We start from the raw sequence: 17,534 nt of genomic DNA, 5'->3' as shown, positions 1-17,534 counted from the left end.
TTTATTCCCCCTTTATCTTAAGAAAAGTGATTATTTCATGCCTGTAAATTAAATTTAAAATGATAACAGATGCAAAACATAACAATAAGCTATTTATGATGATCATATTTTCACTTTGTATGGATAAAGAAACTGCTTTAATCGAAAACAATAAACATATAAAGCTTAAGCAAAGTGTAAAAATTTTATTGATCCATAAATAATGCTTTCTTTTCTTTTGAATCAAATTTTTAGTGTTTTCTACTAGGGCCTCTTCTGGGATTAAATGATCTTCATCCATCAGACTATTTTTAATTAGGTTATCAAATTCATTATTTTCCATTATGGACCTCCTCGTATTAAATATTTTCTAGTTTTGTTTTTAATAATTTCTTTCCTTGATTCAGTCTATATTTTAAAGTTCCTATTGGTATATTAAGAATACTAGCGATATCAACATAGCTGTAATCCAAATAATAGTAAAGTATGATTGGGAGTTTGTATTTTTCATCTAAGTCTTTAATCAGATTCTGTATTGTTTTTTTTTCAATAGTATTAAAGATTATAAATTCTGTTTCATCTATGGTTGAACTTTGATGCTCCATAACCTCATGCTGAACTTTGGAATCAAAAAAATCCGTTATAATGTTTAGCCATCTTTTCTTTTTCGAATAAGAATCCTTATAAGTATTAATGCATATTGTGTAGATCCAGTTTTTATAAGTTTTCTGATCGTTTAATTTATGGAAATTACTATATAATTTTAACCATGTATCTTGGAAAAGATCATCAGCATCTATTTTATTATTCGTTAGTTTAAGACAGAGTTTGTAAACATCATCTTTATAAATATCAATCATGGTTTCTATATCCAAAGCTTTAGTCACCCCTCTTTCATCATATATATACGGATGAAGTATGATTTTGTTTGAAAAATTGATAAAAAACTTTAAGGTGGATAATAAAATATTAAACGAATTTGTTGTGTTAGTAAAATAGATCAATAGAAAAACTCTAGCTATTATGTTAACCTATATTTGATAACGATTAGGAAATCAAGATGGGAGGATCGTATATACCAAGATATCGAGACAAATTTGTGAGCATCACAGATCGTATTCCTATCTCTGTATGTAAGCTTGATAGAGCACATTTTCATAAAATTTTTAAAGTTGACTCCCATTAAGGATAGTATGCTTTTAAAAGAAGAAACCTATTATGGATTCAAGCTTCATGATGTATAGGGATGAAAGTATAAAGATTATATCAAAAACATATTGACTTTGCCCTTGAGGCAGGATCTATGATATATACAGAGGTGATTGTATGAAGACAATGGATGTTTGTAATAGGTTGGGTGTAACACCAAAGGGTTTAAGAGTCTATGAAGAAAAAGGGTTGGTAGTACCTAAGCGTAATAAAAACGGATATAGGAATTATAGCGATATTGATATGCTAAGACTTAGGGAAATATTGCTGCTAAAAGACCTCGGTTTTTCCTTGCAAGAGATTAAAGTGCTGCTAGACAAAAATATAGATGATGGCTATGTTTTTGTAAGAAGTCTATATTTTCAAAAACAAGCCATACAAAAGAAAATTCAAGGATTAAAAAATATCGAAAAGACTATAGAGGATAGCATTGACAGCATTTTAAATGATAATGAAAATAATCAAATTTATTTTGATACGATGGAAAGAGTTCTAGAAAAAAATAAAAAAACTATTAGTAATTGGACGGATCAATGGAGTTTTGATACATGGGCAATGAACTATGACCAATCACTTAGTAAGAACAATGATGAGTTAGAGCTTTTTAAAGATTATCCTATGGTATTAGAGGAAGTTCGTAAAGAAATAAAAACGACTAATCCAGAGAAAATTTTAGACTTAGGGTGCGGTACTGGAAACCTTACAGGACTATATAGTGAAGAACTACACGTGTATGGCATAGACCAAAGCCTAGAAATGCTTCTACAATGTAAAAATAAATATCCTAAAATGAAAATAAAGCTAGGGAATTTCTTAGATGAAATCTATGTTGACGGAGTTAAATTTGACTGTATAGCAACGACGTATGCATTTCATCATCTAACAGAAATAGAAAAAGAAAAAGCCATAGATTATATGTTGAATTCATTAAATCCGAAAGGTAAAATTGTAATAGGCGATTTAATGTTCTTTAACGTGGAAGACAGGGAGGAAAAAAGACGAGAGTTTATAGCCAATGGCAGGGATGATTTATGGGAGATCGTAGAGGACGAATTCTATAGTGATGTGAAAAAACTAAAAGATTATGTGGAGAAAAAGGGGATCGGGTTTAGATATAAACATCTCGTTAATTTCACTTGGATGATAGTTATAGGAGATTAAAATTAGATATCTACCTAAGGATATCATCAAAACATTCATGAGAAAAACAATCCTTGAAGTAATCATACAACTGTATTCTATTTATAAAAACTCCAGTTACAATGCTACGATGAGCCTTATCATAAGTGATAATGGCTCTTTTTAAGATGATGCGCCATCACAGTAGTGATGTGAAGACGACAGCGATAATAAAAAAATAAAATCTAGAAAACATTGAAAAGACAGGGATTTAAAAACTACGATAATAAAAAAGAAATAAATTTTAAAAATACTGTAACCTTTTTTAGACCAACCCGTTTATATAGTGAGAGGAGGTTTCTAATGAAGACTAATGCCATGGACAGAGCCTATAGAGAATACCATAAAGAGCTTTACCTCTACGCCCTAAGTCTCTGTCGACAGGAAGATTTGGCAAAGGACTTAGTCAGTGAAACTTTCTATAAAGCTTTTATGGCTTCAAACCTGCCGAAGGGATCCTTTAAGTATTGGCTCTTTCGGGTTTTGAAAAATCACTTTATCGACCTAAAACGGAAGAACCATGAAACCTTAACAATGGATGCCTACCATGGATCGCTACCAGATGGGCTGGATAAAGGACCGGTCAAAAGTTTTCTACAAAAGGAACGTGACCAACGCCTCTACCAACATTTACTTAGATTGGAGCCGGAAACCTACCGGGAGGTTCTTTATTTGTATTACTACGAGGAAATGAAGATCAAGGACATTGCAATGACCATTAATCAGTCGGAAACTCATATAAAAACGAATCTATATCGAGCACGAAAGAAACTAGGAAAAGTATTAAAGGAGGATTCCTATGAATTTTAAAGACTTATTGCACCGCTATAAAGAAGGAATAGCAACAGAGGAAGAGCAAAAATTTGTTGAGCAGGAACTGGAAAAGTATGAATCCATAGAAGCATATTTTTCTGAGGCGTTGTCCGATCAGTTTTTTAAGAAAGATGAATCTGAAGAAGATTATATGGCCAACGGAGATGAGATGAAAAGTATTCAAAAGGTTGTTAAATTCAGGTTGGCAAAAGTTGTTTTTACATCTGTATTGATTGTCGTTATGCTTTATATTGGAATATTTTACGGTGTTTCCAGTATAGTAGATCGAATGCACTATAATCCCACAGCGATTACCCAGCCAAAAGAGCACGAATATCAATCTTCTGATTTTTTCTATGACATGCAAGCTTATATTAGTTTGAATATGCCGGGACATTCCATTCATTCCTTTACTTTCGAAGAGCCGAAGGGATTTGGCGCCTATGAGGTAAGCTATTCTTTAAAGGATTTATTTACAAGAAATGACCAACGATATTTTGTTGGTCTTGCAAGGGGAAGGTTTAACTACGCCATGGATGGAATCTTTGGCAGAAAAAATCGATTCGATATATGGAAAGGTTTCGAAAAAATACAGTATGATTTTCCTGAAGATGCTAGTGAGGATAGGACAACACTAAAAGATAAAGAAGTTCAACGAAAAAATGAAGAAACCCTTCGTTATTTAAATGAGCTCAACCCTTTGTCCTATATTTCCATGAGTATTGTTTTTAATGAAGATCTTACGATGGAAGAGTTTTACTCCATGCAGGGGGAATACCCAACCCTAGACTTCAAATGGGTAGGGGTCCGCACGACAGAGCCAGGAACGCAATGGAATGAGAATCAACCAATGCATTTAGTCGGTTTTAACCCTAATTTCAACGATGAAGCATCCTCTAATCGAAGACCCGATTCAGAGAAATATCCACTTTTTAATCTTATGGACATAAGAGATAAACGGATTGACTCGGAGAAGGATTTTGCAGAAGCCTTTGGAATTCATTTTCGATCACGTTTGGCTTACTTAAGAAGTCGACAAGAATTTGTAGAGCTCTTCGACTATAACTCTTATAAGATTGACTTTTACGATGATGCTCTCGAATACATTGACAAACACGGAGTTGAGACCTATGGAGTTCTTGTGTTTGGAACGGCAAAAGAATTTTTAGAGCACATTGATGAAATCCCTTATGACACTGTGTATATCAATAAGGTTTTACCTACGAGACCAAATATTTACTATCACTAAATAAATAATGATGGTTTTTACAATACCCACAAAAAAATTATATCTTGAGAAAATCTCTAGATTGATTACGACTGAGAGGAAGGAATCATGGGGTCTGACATCAAATACTAGAGTAAAGAATAAGGTGCCAATGGTAAGGGGGATCAATATGACATATGAAAATAGAAATCCATGGGATAAAAAACTGTATAAAGATTTAGAAAATGATTGTGGAAACTGCTTTGGGCTTTGCTGTGTTGCATTATACTTCTCAGCTTCAGAAGGTTTTCCAAATGATAAAGAAGGCGGTAGAGCTTGTGCACATCTACAGGAGGATTTTACCTGCACCATTCATAATAGCTTGACAGACAAAGGGCTAAAAGGTTGTACTGCATATGAATGCTTTGGTGCAGGGCAAAAGGTTGCCCAGGTTACGTATAAAGGACAGGATTGGATGAAATCTCCGGAATCCGCACAGCAGATGTTTCAAGTATTTTCTATTATGAGGCAACTTCATGAAATGCTTTGGTATCTCACAGAAGCACTTTGTATAAAAATGAGTCTAGATATTAAAAATGACCTGGAGCGCTTAATGAGTGAAACAGAAGCTCTGACATATTTAGATGCCGGTGCTCTCTCAGGATTAGATATTGCTTTACATCGAGACAAAGTGAATCTTCTTCTCAAAAAGATCAGTAAGATTGTGAGAACTGAGGATAATCGTGGTGAGAAAAACACTTCAAGCCGTAGAAAAAAGGTTGGGGGTCGGTTTGATTTTATTGGGGCTGATTTAAGAAAAGCCAACCTTAGGGGGATGGATTTAGGAGGAGCATTGCTCATTGCAGCAGATCTAAGGGGAAACAGCTTGCGCAATACAAATTTGATTGGTGCGGATTTGCGGGATGCTGATCTTAGAGGATCAGACCTGACAGAAAGCTTATTTCTTACACAGACTCAGGTGAACACTGCAAAAGGAGACCGAAATACAAGGCTGCCAGCATGGATAAAACGCCCAGGAACTTGGTGCAAATAATAAGGTTTTTGTGTAGCAGGTGTTTGTTCTCTTTATGTTGCACTAAATTCTAACCTTGATTTCAATTGTAAGTCCTCAGAAATGAAGAAACACGGATTCTATTATAATAGAATCCGTGTTTTTTGTTGAGATCATTAAAAGTGCTAAGTAAATGAGTAAATCCGCAAGAGGATATTCTTATTGTTCAAAAAATTATGGAATTTTAAAAGGAATTCTTATACGTCTTGAAGAATGTCATATTTAAATATTTACGAAGAGAGAGGAATCAATAGATGAACCTTAAAGTTAAAAAGATGACATTTCATAAAAATAGAAGAATAATTGCCATAAGCGATATTCATGGGAATTTGGCCCTCTTTAAAGGGATTTTGGAGAAAGTTCATTATACAAAAGAAGATGTGTTGGTTTTACTTGGAGATTTAATTGAAAAAGGTGAAAATAGTTTAGAAACTTTAAGATCTATTATGGAGTTATCCAATGAACAGGAAGTGCATATCGTCACAGGAAACTGTGATGCTTTTATATGGGAATATATCAAATACGGAACGAATGACGAGGACTTCTTAAAATATATGTTGTTTAGAAGAAACAGCATATTAAATGAGATGTGTAAACATCTTGGTATTGATGTTAATGAACAATCGGATATGAAGTTTATTAAAAAACAACTAAGAGAGCACTTTGCTGAGGAATTAAGCTATTTAGAGAAATTTCCACATATAATTGAAACGGAAGATTATATATTTGCACATGCTGGTATCGCAACAGAAGATTTGGCAAAGAACAAAGTCGATGAGGTTGTAAAGCAGGATGCCTTTATGAACAAAGGACTCAACTTTTCCAAATATGTTATCGTAGGACATTGGCCCACTGTAAACTATGGAATAGAAAAGGGCTGTTGTAATCCAATTATAAATAGGGCACAAAAAATTATAAGTATAGATGGTGGAAATACCATAAAAGAAGGGGGCCAGCTCAATGCGTTAATTATAAAGGGGGATGATATTACCTTTGATTCCATCGATGATTTACCACAGGGGGAGATTATAGAGGCGCAGGAGGCAAATAAGAACACCATCCAAATCACTTGGATGGATAATTCGATCGATATACTGAAGATAGGTGAAGAATTTAGTCTTTGCAGACATGGATCTTCGGGACATGATCTTTTAATTAAAAATGATAAAATTTTTAAATCTAAAGATGGTATGCGATGTTATGATTGTACGGACTATTTTATTGAGGCAGAAAAGGGAGATAGGGTTTCAATTATAGAAAAGGCGAATGAAATAACTCTGGTAAAGAAGAATGGCACAATTGGATGGGTACAAAATAAAAATATTCGACTTTAGAATCATGATGTCTTTGAGCTCCCTTATTAAGACGATATAGAGGAAAAATATAGAATCTGTTGGCCTTTTTCAAAGTTTTAGGAAGTATTGGATCAAAGTATAGTGAAATTCAGTTTGTAAAGTTACCGCCCATAAGGATTGTAATATTGTGTGTCCATACCGGAAGATATTACGACCCAAGAACCCTTGTATAAGAGAAGATTACCCGGTGGGCTATACGTGGTAATCAGCCGTATCAATATAATGAATAAAAATATAGTGACTTATTTTATAGGTGACTATATTTTTATATTTAAAAAGAATATTCATTAAAAAATATAGATAAACAAAAAATAAAAACGTCTAATTAAATACAGACAAAATTTAAATATAGATATATAATGCTAAGAAAGAGCACCTGTATTGAAAGGAGATGATTTTATGGATATAAAATCAAATGAATTATTCTGGAGCGCTACGGTAGACGAGCTAAAAAATGGTTTCGTAGAAAATGAACAAGTATATAAATGTATCCTCTGTGAAGAGGTATTTCAGAAAGGACGCATCTATGAAATCAATTCAAAACTGTATGATGCAAGAAAGACAGCAGAACTTCATATTGAAAATAGTCATAGTTCAATGCTTGGCTATTTATTAGGAATGAATTCTGCTTTTACAGGATTATCAGAGATACAGAGAAAGGTACTTACTTTGATATCGCAAGGGTTACCAGACAAGGAAATCGCTACAGAACTTGGCGTCGCACAGTCTACCATTAGAAACCATCGATATAAACTAAGAGAAAAGGAAAAACAGGCAAAGGTATTTTTAGCTTTAATGAGTTTGCTTTCAGAGAATACAAATAAAAACATTAATAAACTGGAGAAAGAGATTCTCTGGGATGCACATAAAACAGCAACAACCTTGGATGATCGATATAATATTACAGATAAAGAGAAAGAAAGTACATTAAAAACATATATGGATGAAACGGGAGCATTAAAAAATTATCCTGCTAGAGAAAAAAGAAAAATTATAGTATTAGGAGAAATTTCGAAGAACTTTTCTAAAGGAAAAACGTATTCAGAAAATGAAATCAATCGGGTTCTAAAGAGAATATATGAAGATCATACAACCATAAGAAGAGCCTTAGTGGAGTATGGGTTTATTGAGAGAACCAATGATGGTAGCAGCTATTGGGTAAAGGAATAAGAACATAGTAATAAAAAAATACAATAAAAGGGGTGGGTGGACTTATGAAATTAGAGATATTAAAAAAAGAGAGAATAGAAGATTTTAAAAATTATTGTAAAAAATATAGACAAGACGTGGACGATTCCTTTTTATGCGATGAAGATCTCAATGTTTTCGAACTGAATTATGAGAATCCTACATACATAATAACGAACGAAAATGATGAAATCGTAGCAGCAGCTTCGCTTTTAATTGATGATTATCATAAAAAGGGAAGAAAAGGAAGGTTTAGAATCCTGCATTCAGAGATAAATCGTGCAGAATATTATGAGCTTCTAATGGAAGGCATCTTAAAGCATACAGCAGGGTTAGAACGGGTTATTATTTTTATACCTACCCATAATCAACGATTACAGGACGATATAAAGGCTTTAAATTTTCAGGCAGATCGGTACTCATTTGTATTAGTAAGAGATGAGCTAGATGTACCCAGCTATGATATCCCCGAAGATTATTCTATCAGAACCTTCAAACAAGGAAGGGATGAAGCAACCTGGTGTAAAATCAGAAATATAGCCTTTTCAAATCTTAAAGGAAGTGAAACGCCGATTACACCGGATATGGTAAATAAAATGGTATCGAACCATAGTTACATAGAAGGCGGTTTGGCTATTTTATATCATAAGGATATGCCAGTAGGAGTCGTAAGAGGTGAGGCTGATATTTATATGGATGCACCCATCATGAATATAGGACCGTTGGCTATTGTGCCCGAATATCAAGGAAAAGGGCTGGGTAGAATTTTATTACGATATATCATTAATTTTGCTAGAGACAAGGAGTATGGGAAGACGATGCTCTGTGTAAATGCAGAGAATGAAACTGCAAAACGATTATATATTCAGGAGGGCTTTAAGCAAGTAGAAGCTGTTGTATGCTATCAATATGATCTATACAATAATACCAGTAATGCGAAGGGTTTCCATGGTATTGACATCAGAACATTGTAGAATTTGGACGAATTATAAAGAAAAATGTCGCATACATATCTAAAATAGTTTATGATATAGGAAAGATTATTTTTGGAGGGTATGTATGATAAAAATTATAGCGGACTCAACCTGTGATTTATCGAATGCAGTACTGGAGCAATATGACATAAGCTTGGCACCTTTAACGATCAATATAGAAGGAAAAATATATAAGGACAGAGTAGATATTCAACCAGATACGTTTTATGGAATGATGGAAGGATTATCGGAGCATCCAACAACGGGCATGCCAAGTCCCATGGAATTTTTAAATCTAATGGAAACTGCCATTAAGGATGGATACAATGAGATATTATGTATATGTATGTCCAGTGGTACCAGTGGGTCCTATCAATCCGCTATAATTGCAGAGGAATATTTTAATGAAAAATACCCAGATTCTACGGTTAAGATTCATGTTGTGGACTCAAAATCCATGAGTCACGGTAGTGGGTGGCTAATTCTAAAGAGCGCAATGATGAGAGAAAATGGTGCATCCTTTGAAGAAATCGTAGAATTCAATGAAACTTACAAAACAAATGTAAAACACTTTCTCTCTGTAGATGATTTAGATCACTTATTAAGAAGTGGAAGGCTGACCAATGCCAGTGCATTCATCGGTAAAATATTGCGTCTAAAACCAATCATGACCATGAGAAAGGGAAAAGGTGCAATCGTTGCAAAAGAAAGAGGGCAGAAGCGTGTATTAAGTTACTATGTGGAAGAATTTATTCATAGAAATGATATAGATCGGACAGATTTTATTATCATCGGATACACATCAGATATCAAGGTTGCTGAAAATCTAAAATTAAAAATTCAAAACGAAACCGACTTTTCAGGAGAAATTTATATCATGCAAATGGGGGTTTCTGTAGGCACCCATGTTGGATTAGGTGCAGTCTCTATGTATTTTATAGAAAAGGGACATATCAAGGATGGATTGGTTCGAAATAAGGTCCGTGATTTAATAAAATAAACGATATAAAGGCGCTAACATCGCCATAGCAGGAAAGTTATACTTTTACGAAGGTATAACTTTTTTTTATGACCTAACCCAATTTATGCGACCAGAGGAAGCGATAAATTGTATACATTTTAGCTGTAGAATTGTTATATCAATGAAAATTTTCATATGAGCACAGCTAAGTTAATAAATACGCATTTGCAAGTTTTAAATAAGGTGGTGAATCATGAAGGATGAGGCTTTGGAAAGCTTATTAAGCAATGAGATTAAAATTATTTTCAAATATCTAATAAAAATAGGCGCTGGAAAAGAAGATGCGGAAGATATCATACAAGAAACACTATATCAAGCCATGGTGAATATTGATGCTATTCATGAGGAAAAGATCATTTCTTGGATGTTTAAAGTAGCTATTAATAAATACTACAATCTTTATAATAAAAACAAGAATCTTAACAAGTATGTGTGTATAACCGATGATAAAATCCTAAGAAAAATAAGTGAAGAGACCTTGACGGAAGATCATATTTTAAATGAGGAGTATCAAACATATGTAAATAAAGCCTTAAATCTACTAAAACCGTCTTATAGAAATTTGTTAGTTTTGAAATATTTTATGGACCTATCCTACAAGGATATATCGAAACTTTTGGATTTCAGTGAAGACAAGGTAAAAACCTATATGTACAGGTCAAGGAATAAATTTAGAGAAGTTTGGGAGGAATTAAATTATGACAGATAAAAATAATGGCGGATACCAAGATCAAGATAGGGCGTTGGATATAATATTTGAAGAGTTAAAAGGTAATAAAATAAGTAAGGCAGTAAGAAAAGCTAAGATATTTTCTACCATTAGAACCATCGGAATTAGTTTAATTACATTTATCGTTTTATCTATTGCTATTATTTCAATAAGCGAGAAGGTAAGTGTAATAAAATGGAGCGAATACATAGGGAAGATAAATCATAGCTATACGATTCAAGGGCCGAATAAATTTCCAGGAATGTTTCAAAGTTACAGAGGATATTTTGGTGGAGAAGTCGAACATAAAACCTTTAAGTACATCCATGGAAAAAGGGTATATACTGGCACATATACTTTCCAATATAATTTACTTGGAGAGAAACACCCCCAGTGGAATGGTACTCTTATCAATAATACAAATATGACGGATGAAGAATTAAACTATTTACCTAGATACAATCATATTGGCCAGAAGCTTATGGTATTTTATTATCCTTATGTTGATTATGGCAACCGATATCAGAATGATTTAAGCTTATTAGAAGATATAGGAAACGAAAAATATATGGAGATTGCTTTATCTTTTGACGAAGAATACAGCATGGATGAAGTCGAGGGTATGATACCAGAAAATATAAACCTAACATGGTATTGGGTTAATTCTGAGGAAGAGAGTCATAAAAGTACACAGAAGCGATATATAGATGAACAAGATATGGGAAATGGAGAAATAAAAGAAGTAGAACAATATCCAGACCTATGTTATGAAGATCAGGCTTATGGAATAAAGGCCATCAATGAATACGGAGAAAAGATAGAGAAGCCAGAAGAAAACTTTATTAAAGCGCTTAAAAATGGAGATGTAACATCGCTTTATAATATTATAGCAGGATCAGATGGAACATTGACTAAGGAGGATATTAAGGTTCAGGGGGTAGTAGTTACAGGAGATACGGAAAGTCTTAAGCTCTTAGAAGATCTTCCATTTATAAAAGCCACATCCATTGGCGTTATTACAGATAAATATTAATTTAGAAATTGTAGTTATACTGGCTCAGTAAAGCAAATAGAGAGGGGAGAACTATATGAAAATATCACGTGAATGTATTTCCTGCCTTGCTCGACAAGCAGTAGAAATCGCTGAAGAAGCCACAAGTAATATAACAATGCAAGAGGAAATAATAAAAAGGTCTTTGCAGGAACTAGGGAAAATGGACTTTAATGAGACGGCACCAGAAATAGTTTTTAGAATGCATCAACATGCAAAAAAAATTACAGGTATAAACGATCCATACAAAGGATTAAAAGAGCAGTATAATGAAATTGCTAAAGAGATCTACGACAGAATTATTGATGAAAAATGGTTGGATAAAGCAGAAGATCCCTTTGATATGGCTTGCAGGCTGGCAATTGCAGGGAATATTATCGATTTTTCCGTTGGACTCAACCTAGGGCCTTCGGATATTGTTAAGTCAGTTGAAGATAGTATGAAACATGATATTTTTGGTGTGGGGTCGGCGGCTTTACAGAAAGCAGTAAAAGAGTCAGAGAATATCTTATATATCGCTGATAATGCTGGGGAGATCATATTTGATAAGTTTCTATTAGAGAATCTTCCAAGGCATAAAGTTACTTATGTAGTGAAGGGAGGACCCATCGTTAATGATGCAACGATGGAGGACGCCATCAGTACAGGTGTTACAAATTTAGTGAAGGTAATTGACAATGGATATTCTGCCCAAGGGACAATATTAAAGGATTGCTCCAGCTCATTTAAGGAAGCGTTTAGTAAGGCGGATCTTATTATCAGTAAGGGGCAAGCAAACTTTGAAACATTGAGTGGGATCAGAGATAAAAATATCTTCTATCTATTGCGAGCAAAATGCAGTTCCGTTGCTTCTATCATTGGGTGCAAACAAATGGATTATGTGCTTACAAGTTATTAGAGAGATATTTCGAATAAAGGTAGTTATTGGACCTTGTATAGGCATTGATCTGTTTTATCAAATATAGATTAGGTAGCCAATAAGGAGATCTTTATTTTATATATCACCAGATGAATACTTATTTAAAAACTCTAATTGTCTGTACCATTTAATCTCCTAGTATAATGGCGAATTAATTCTATTACGGCTCCAAGTGAACCAGTGATTATAAGGTCTACACCAAAATCACTATTAAAGACAGTAGGAAAATCAAACCTGTATTTTAAGGTTCTTATTCCTAAAACTAAAAATAGCACAAATATAAACCGATGATATACTATATTCCTAAATTTTACCATGAATTCAAACTTCTCCCTAATTTATTTAATAAAATATTATATTGTATATGTTTTAATTTAATATTATCGCAAGGATAAGTATTTTAAAACTTACTTTATGTTAATTACAAATATATAATTTAACTAAAGCTTAATATGAGCTAGATTTTTTTATAAATTTGTTCATACATATTATGAACAAACTAATCCTAAAAAAGTTCCATTAAAATAGAGGAACCAGAGGGGAGCTTCTATTAATTTATCAGTAAAATAAAATTATTTAAGAAGTTATACATTAAAAAAGTATAGCTTTTTTTGTTTAATATTGCAAACCTACAGAGGATATTTTGGGAGAAAAGTCGAACATAGAATCATAATCCACGGACTCAAAACCAATGCAAGCACATTTTAAATATGTATCCATGAACAGGACATACTATTGCTATTTTCATTGTGGGATGCTGTTTAAAAATAGAAATGCTTCCATTGGTGTATGGTTTAAATCTAATACGGACGAAGATATTTAAGTTTAACATGGGAAAAGGGGAGTAGATGATGACTAAGGGGAATATGGATACAAAGATTACGGAATATGGAGAATTTATCGATATGGTTGAGAAGTTAGGCTTTATGACCTTATCAAATAACTGCATTAATTTCACAAACCTTGAGGATTTAACCCTGAAAGAACAGTGGCATACCGACCTACCGTCGGACCCGTGGTTGTGGCGTGTAAGCATTGAAAAGGATCAAAAAGCGGCTTATGCAAAGCTATTTGATAAAAAACCTGGATTCATTTCTCTTGAATGGTATCCCAAGTTTTTTGCTGCAAGGAGAAGGGGGCGAAGCTTTTCTGAGTTGTATTCAGAAGGTCTTGTAAGTAATTATGCAAAACAAATCTATGACTTGTTTGATGGACAAAATATTTTAGCTGCTCATGAGATTAAATCGCTGGGCGGATTCACAAAGGATTTAAATTCCAAATATGAATCTGCCATGTGTGAACTTCAAATGGGCATGTTTATCACGGTGAAGGGTACAAAACAAAAGATCAGTGCAAAAGGAGAACCCTATGGCTGGCCTTCAACTGCATATACCACTGTGGAAGCATGGGCAGGGAATGAGCTAATAGAAGCATCCTATGACATTCATCCAGAGGACGCAATGGATGAAATTATTCAGAGAATCAGAGAAGTAAGTCCCAATGCTGAAATGAAGAAGATGAGGCGATTTTTAGGTTTTTAGGATAAAAAGGGGATGAGTAAATGGTCTATGTTGCTTTATTGAGAGGAATCAATGTTGGGGGAAAAAATAAAATTGATATGAAGCTATTAAAAGAAACCTTTATGCGAGTGGGTATGGCGTCCGTAACGACGTATATCAATTCTGGCAATGTGGTTTTTACCGATGCAAGATATACAAAGGCAGAAATTGTGATGCTTTTGCAAAAAGCTATTTTAGAGGATTTTCAGTTAGACATAAAAGTATTGATTCGCAGTTTAGAGGATTTTGAGCATTTGATGAAAGCTTTGCCGGATGGTTGGAAAAATGATGAATATATGAAAAGTGATGTGTTATTTTTATGGGAAGAAATTAACAGGGAAACATTGCTGGATGAATTAAAAACAAAGCCAGAAATTGATACGGTCCTATATGTACAGGGTGCTATTCTATGGACAGTAGATAGAGAAAATATCACAAAAAGTGGGATGCAAAAGCTTGTGGGGACGACCTTATATAAATATATGACAGTGAGAAATGTCAATACGACTCGTAAGATATATGAAATTATGAAATCTGTACAGAACTGCGATTAAAATAACAATGCAAAATTTAATATGGATCGGTAAATAATAAAAACTTTTATATCTTCAATCATCGTCCTGTGGTTGAAGATATTTTTTATGATATTTTCTTCTTGAGCAGATTTTTCATAAAAGGTTTGAAATGATAGTTTCATATAATGAAAAGATAAATACTATTGCATGTGACGTTACGTAATATGATTTAATGATAATAGAGGTGAGGATAGTGAAGGAGAAAAAGAAATTTCCTATAGGTGAAATAGCCAATTTAACAGGCGTATCCATAAGGACACTACAATACTATGACAATATTGGACTTGTACCATTAAGTAAAGATGGGAACAATGGTCGTAGGTTTTATGATGAGTCGGACCTAGCAAAAGTGCAGCAAGTCTTATTTTATAAATCATTAGGGCTACCACTGAAGGAGATTAAAGAACTTGTAGTTGACGTGGTTACAGCAGAAGAAATTATTTCTGTTCTTCAAAAACAAAGAGAAGTTTTTCATCACAAATTAATCGATACAAGGATGAATATATCATTGATTGATGCTAGTATTAAAGGCTTAGAGAAGAAACAAGGTATATTTTCTGGTGAATTGGTACAGCTCATGATTTCTTTAAGTAAGGATACAATTTTAGAATATAAGGACATTCATTATGATGAAAATACAGAGCGTATTTTTACAGATCATTACAAAAATACGGAAGAGGTAGTAGAAGTTTATTGGCACTGGAAGTCTCTAATATTAGAAGCAGCTGCCCATATTTTTAATGGTGTGGATCCCGAAGATGTGGATGGACAAAACTTTGCTAGAAAATGGTTGGATATGATTGAAAGTATAACGAAGGGAAAATCAAGTTTACTCAATGCGCATAAAGTAGCGTATGAGAATCGTCACCAATGGCCAGCAGAAGATCGTCGATTAATGGAATTTACAGATAGATTTATTGATAAGGCCATGGAAGCTTATTTAAGTGCCCATGGAGATAAGGAGAGAGGATAGCGTCATGATTGAAGTAAAAAATCTAAGTAAACATTATAAAGATAGGATTGCTGTAAACAATCTGTCTTTTAAGATCATACCGGGTGTAGTCACTGGTTTTTTAGGGCCAAATGGAGCAGGGAAATCTACAACTATGAAGATGATTTTAAATCTAACGAGACCTTCTCAAGGAGAAGTCATCATCGATGGAAAGAAATATATAGATTTGGAGCGGCCCATTGCAAAGATAGGTGCATTAATCGATGCTGATGCAGTAAATCCGAGGTTAACAGCGGATCAACATTTGCAATTAATCGCCATAGCCAGTGGGATCTCATTCGATAGAGTTGATGAAGTTCTTCAGAAATCAGGGTTAGAAAAGGTAAGAAATAAGACAGTCGGTCAGTATTCCTTAGGAATGAAACAGCGTCTAGGAATAGCAGCGGCACTGCTTGGAGATCCAAAGACAGTGATATTGGATGAGCCTTTTAATGGATTGGATGTTGATGGGATTAAATGGCTACGTAGCTTAACTAAGAAATTGGCTAGAGAAGGAAAAGCTGTTTTGATATCCAGCCATTTAATGGGTGAAATTCAGGCCATAGCAGAGCGCGTCATCGTTTTAGCCCAAGGAACATTAATTGCAGATATGACAATAGAGGAGATGTCCAAGAAGAGTTTTAGTAGCTATATAAGAATACAAAGCGAGGATAACCATAGATTACAAGAAGTATTAAAAGAAAAGGGAGGATTGGTTCAGCGTAACGAAAAAGAAAGCATTGTTGTTAGAAATCTTGAAATGGAGGATATAGGGATTACGGCTAAAGAGAATAGTATAGCACTATTTGAACTTACAAGAATTCATCCTTCTTTAGAACAGCTTTTCATGGAGATGACAGATGGTAAGGTAGATTATGTATCCGACGAAAAACACGAATATAAGGGAAGGTGATTATAGATGATGGATCAATCAAAGAAAGTTTCCTTTAAAAACTTGATAGAGGCTGAGTACCGAAAGATTATGTTTCTTAAATTCTCAAAAAACTTTTTAGTTGCGTTGATTATGATAAGTCTATCCTTAGGTTTGATTTTTTCACTGACAACAAATATGACGGACGGAAGGTCCATAGGAGAGTTGTCTCCAAAAGATATCGTATCTGCCAGTATGTTAGGTATTGATGCCGCGGCAATGATGCTAATCATCTTTACTGCTATTTTAATATCCTCTGAGTTCTCAACAAAATTGATTTATACTTCCTTAGCGGGAACACCCAACCGCAAAAGATTCTACTATAGTAAGCTGATGATCTATTGCCTATTCGCTATGATCATAAGCTTAATGGTAACATTGACAACCTTTGTTGCAGGACAATTGGTTTTAGTATTCAATGGAATGCCTATGGCGTCACTTAAAGATCATTGCCTAATACAATTGATAATCGGTAGCGCTATAATGCCTGTTTTTTACTGTATGCTGACAGTAGCATCTACTTTTATATTTATGAGTAGCCCTGGCGGAATTACATTTTCCTTCGTTGTTCTATTGATTCCTGCCTTGGTAAGAATGTTCCCATTGAGCGTCCAAAAGTTAATGATGCCAATACTGCCACAATCAGCGATACACAGTTTATCGGGTACTGCCTCTGCAAGCTCCTATGAGTTACTAGGAAATAGGACGAGTATTGTACTGTTATTTATATGGATTGGAATAACTTCTGCTATAGGCATTTTTCAATTAAAGAGAAAGGATATTTAGAAAGCTACGAGATTTT

The 17,534-nt window shown here is 34.0% G+C and carries 18 protein-coding genes; 16 read left to right on the top strand and 2 right to left on the bottom strand.

Annotated elements, in window-relative coordinates:
- Position 1 precedes the first annotated feature (1 nt).
- The gene (locus tag CLOS_RS14565; protein WP_012160605.1) at positions 2-322 is read right to left on the bottom strand and encodes a hypothetical protein; all 321 of its coding nucleotides are present in this window, start codon (positions 320-322) and stop codon (positions 2-4) included.
- Between the two features lie 16 nt (positions 323-338).
- A complete protein-coding gene (locus CLOS_RS14560; protein WP_012160604.1) occupies positions 339-854 on the bottom strand; it encodes an RNA polymerase sigma factor in 516 nt (171 codons plus the stop codon).
- A 451-nt stretch (positions 855-1,305) separates the two neighbouring features.
- Between CLOS_RS14560 and CLOS_RS14555 the strand changes: the two genes are divergently transcribed.
- The 16 genes from CLOS_RS14555 to CLOS_RS14475 all read left to right on the top strand — a co-directional run bounded on the left by CLOS_RS14555 (position 1,306) and on the right by CLOS_RS14475 (position 17,518).
- The gene (locus tag CLOS_RS14555; RefSeq protein ID WP_012160603.1) at positions 1,306-2,349 is read left to right on the top strand and encodes a MerR family transcriptional regulator; all 1,044 of its coding nucleotides are present in this window, start codon (positions 1,306-1,308) and stop codon (positions 2,347-2,349) included.
- A gap of 321 nt (positions 2,350-2,670) precedes the next feature.
- Positions 2,671-3,177, top strand: a complete 507-nt coding sequence (locus CLOS_RS14550; protein WP_156774461.1) for an RNA polymerase sigma factor — start codon at positions 2,671-2,673, stop codon at positions 3,175-3,177.
- Entirely contained in the window at positions 3,167-4,429 is a 1,263-nt protein-coding gene (locus CLOS_RS14545; protein ID WP_012160601.1) for an anti sigma factor C-terminal domain-containing protein, read from the top strand. The genes CLOS_RS14550 and CLOS_RS14545 overlap by 11 nt, the downstream gene beginning before the upstream one ends.
- Before the next feature lie 148 nt (positions 4,430-4,577).
- Positions 4,578-5,441 (top strand): pentapeptide repeat-containing protein, encoded by an 864-nt coding sequence (locus CLOS_RS14540; RefSeq protein ID WP_012160600.1) that lies wholly within the window; start codon positions 4,578-4,580, stop codon positions 5,439-5,441.
- A 272-nt stretch (positions 5,442-5,713) separates the two neighbouring features.
- Positions 5,714-6,793 carry a metallophosphoesterase gene (locus CLOS_RS14535; protein WP_012160599.1) on the top strand — a complete coding sequence of 360 codons (1,080 nt, stop codon included), beginning with the start codon at positions 5,714-5,716 and terminating at the stop codon, positions 6,791-6,793.
- Positions 6,794-7,213: 420 nt separating this feature from the next.
- The gene (locus CLOS_RS14530) at positions 7,214-7,984 is read left to right on the top strand and encodes a DUF2087 domain-containing protein (RefSeq protein ID WP_012160598.1); all 771 of its coding nucleotides are present in this window, start codon (positions 7,214-7,216) and stop codon (positions 7,982-7,984) included.
- Positions 7,985-8,028: 44 nt separating this feature from the next.
- Positions 8,029-8,976 (top strand): GNAT family N-acetyltransferase, encoded by a 948-nt coding sequence (locus CLOS_RS15390; RefSeq protein WP_012160597.1) that lies wholly within the window; start codon positions 8,029-8,031, stop codon positions 8,974-8,976.
- Positions 8,977-9,061: 85 nt separating this feature from the next.
- The gene (locus CLOS_RS14520) at positions 9,062-9,976 is read left to right on the top strand and encodes a DegV family protein (protein WP_012160596.1); all 915 of its coding nucleotides are present in this window, start codon (positions 9,062-9,064) and stop codon (positions 9,974-9,976) included.
- A 214-nt stretch (positions 9,977-10,190) separates the two neighbouring features.
- Positions 10,191-10,706 carry an RNA polymerase sigma factor gene (locus CLOS_RS14515; protein ID WP_012160595.1) on the top strand — a complete coding sequence of 172 codons (516 nt, stop codon included), beginning with the start codon at positions 10,191-10,193 and terminating at the stop codon, positions 10,704-10,706.
- On the top strand, positions 10,696-11,739 hold the full coding sequence (locus CLOS_RS14510) for an anti-sigma factor (RefSeq protein ID WP_012160594.1): 1,044 nt from the start codon (positions 10,696-10,698) through the stop codon (positions 11,737-11,739). Before CLOS_RS14515 ends, CLOS_RS14510 begins: the two co-directional genes overlap by 11 nt.
- A gap of 55 nt (positions 11,740-11,794) precedes the next feature.
- Positions 11,795-12,655, top strand: a complete 861-nt coding sequence (locus CLOS_RS14505) for a damage-control phosphatase ARMT1 family protein (protein ID WP_012160593.1) — start codon at positions 11,795-11,797, stop codon at positions 12,653-12,655.
- Positions 12,656-13,527: 872 nt separating this feature from the next.
- On the top strand, positions 13,528-14,217 hold the full coding sequence (locus CLOS_RS14495) for an AlkZ-related protein (RefSeq protein WP_012160592.1): 690 nt from the start codon (positions 13,528-13,530) through the stop codon (positions 14,215-14,217).
- 20 nt (positions 14,218-14,237) lie between these two features.
- A complete protein-coding gene (locus CLOS_RS14490) occupies positions 14,238-14,789 on the top strand; it encodes a DUF1697 domain-containing protein (protein ID WP_012160591.1) in 552 nt (183 codons plus the stop codon).
- Between the two features lie 214 nt (positions 14,790-15,003).
- Complete coding sequence (locus CLOS_RS15385) at positions 15,004-15,783, top strand: MerR family transcriptional regulator (protein WP_012160590.1); 780 nt, start codon at positions 15,004-15,006, stop codon at positions 15,781-15,783.
- Positions 15,784-15,787: 4 nt separating this feature from the next.
- Complete coding sequence (locus tag CLOS_RS14480; RefSeq protein WP_012160589.1) at positions 15,788-16,714, top strand: ABC transporter ATP-binding protein; 927 nt, start codon at positions 15,788-15,790, stop codon at positions 16,712-16,714.
- 6 nt (positions 16,715-16,720) lie between these two features.
- Entirely contained in the window at positions 16,721-17,518 is a 798-nt protein-coding gene (locus CLOS_RS14475; RefSeq protein WP_012160588.1) for an ABC transporter permease, read from the top strand.
- Positions 17,519-17,534: the final 16 nt, after the last annotated feature.

The organism is Alkaliphilus oremlandii OhILAs (assembly GCF_000018325.1).
Taxonomy (GTDB): Bacteria; Bacillota; Clostridia; order Peptostreptococcales; family Natronincolaceae; genus Alkaliphilus_B; species Alkaliphilus_B oremlandii.
The sequence above is the reverse complement of the archived record's forward strand: the minus strand, read 5'-3'. Positions and strand labels throughout refer to the sequence as shown.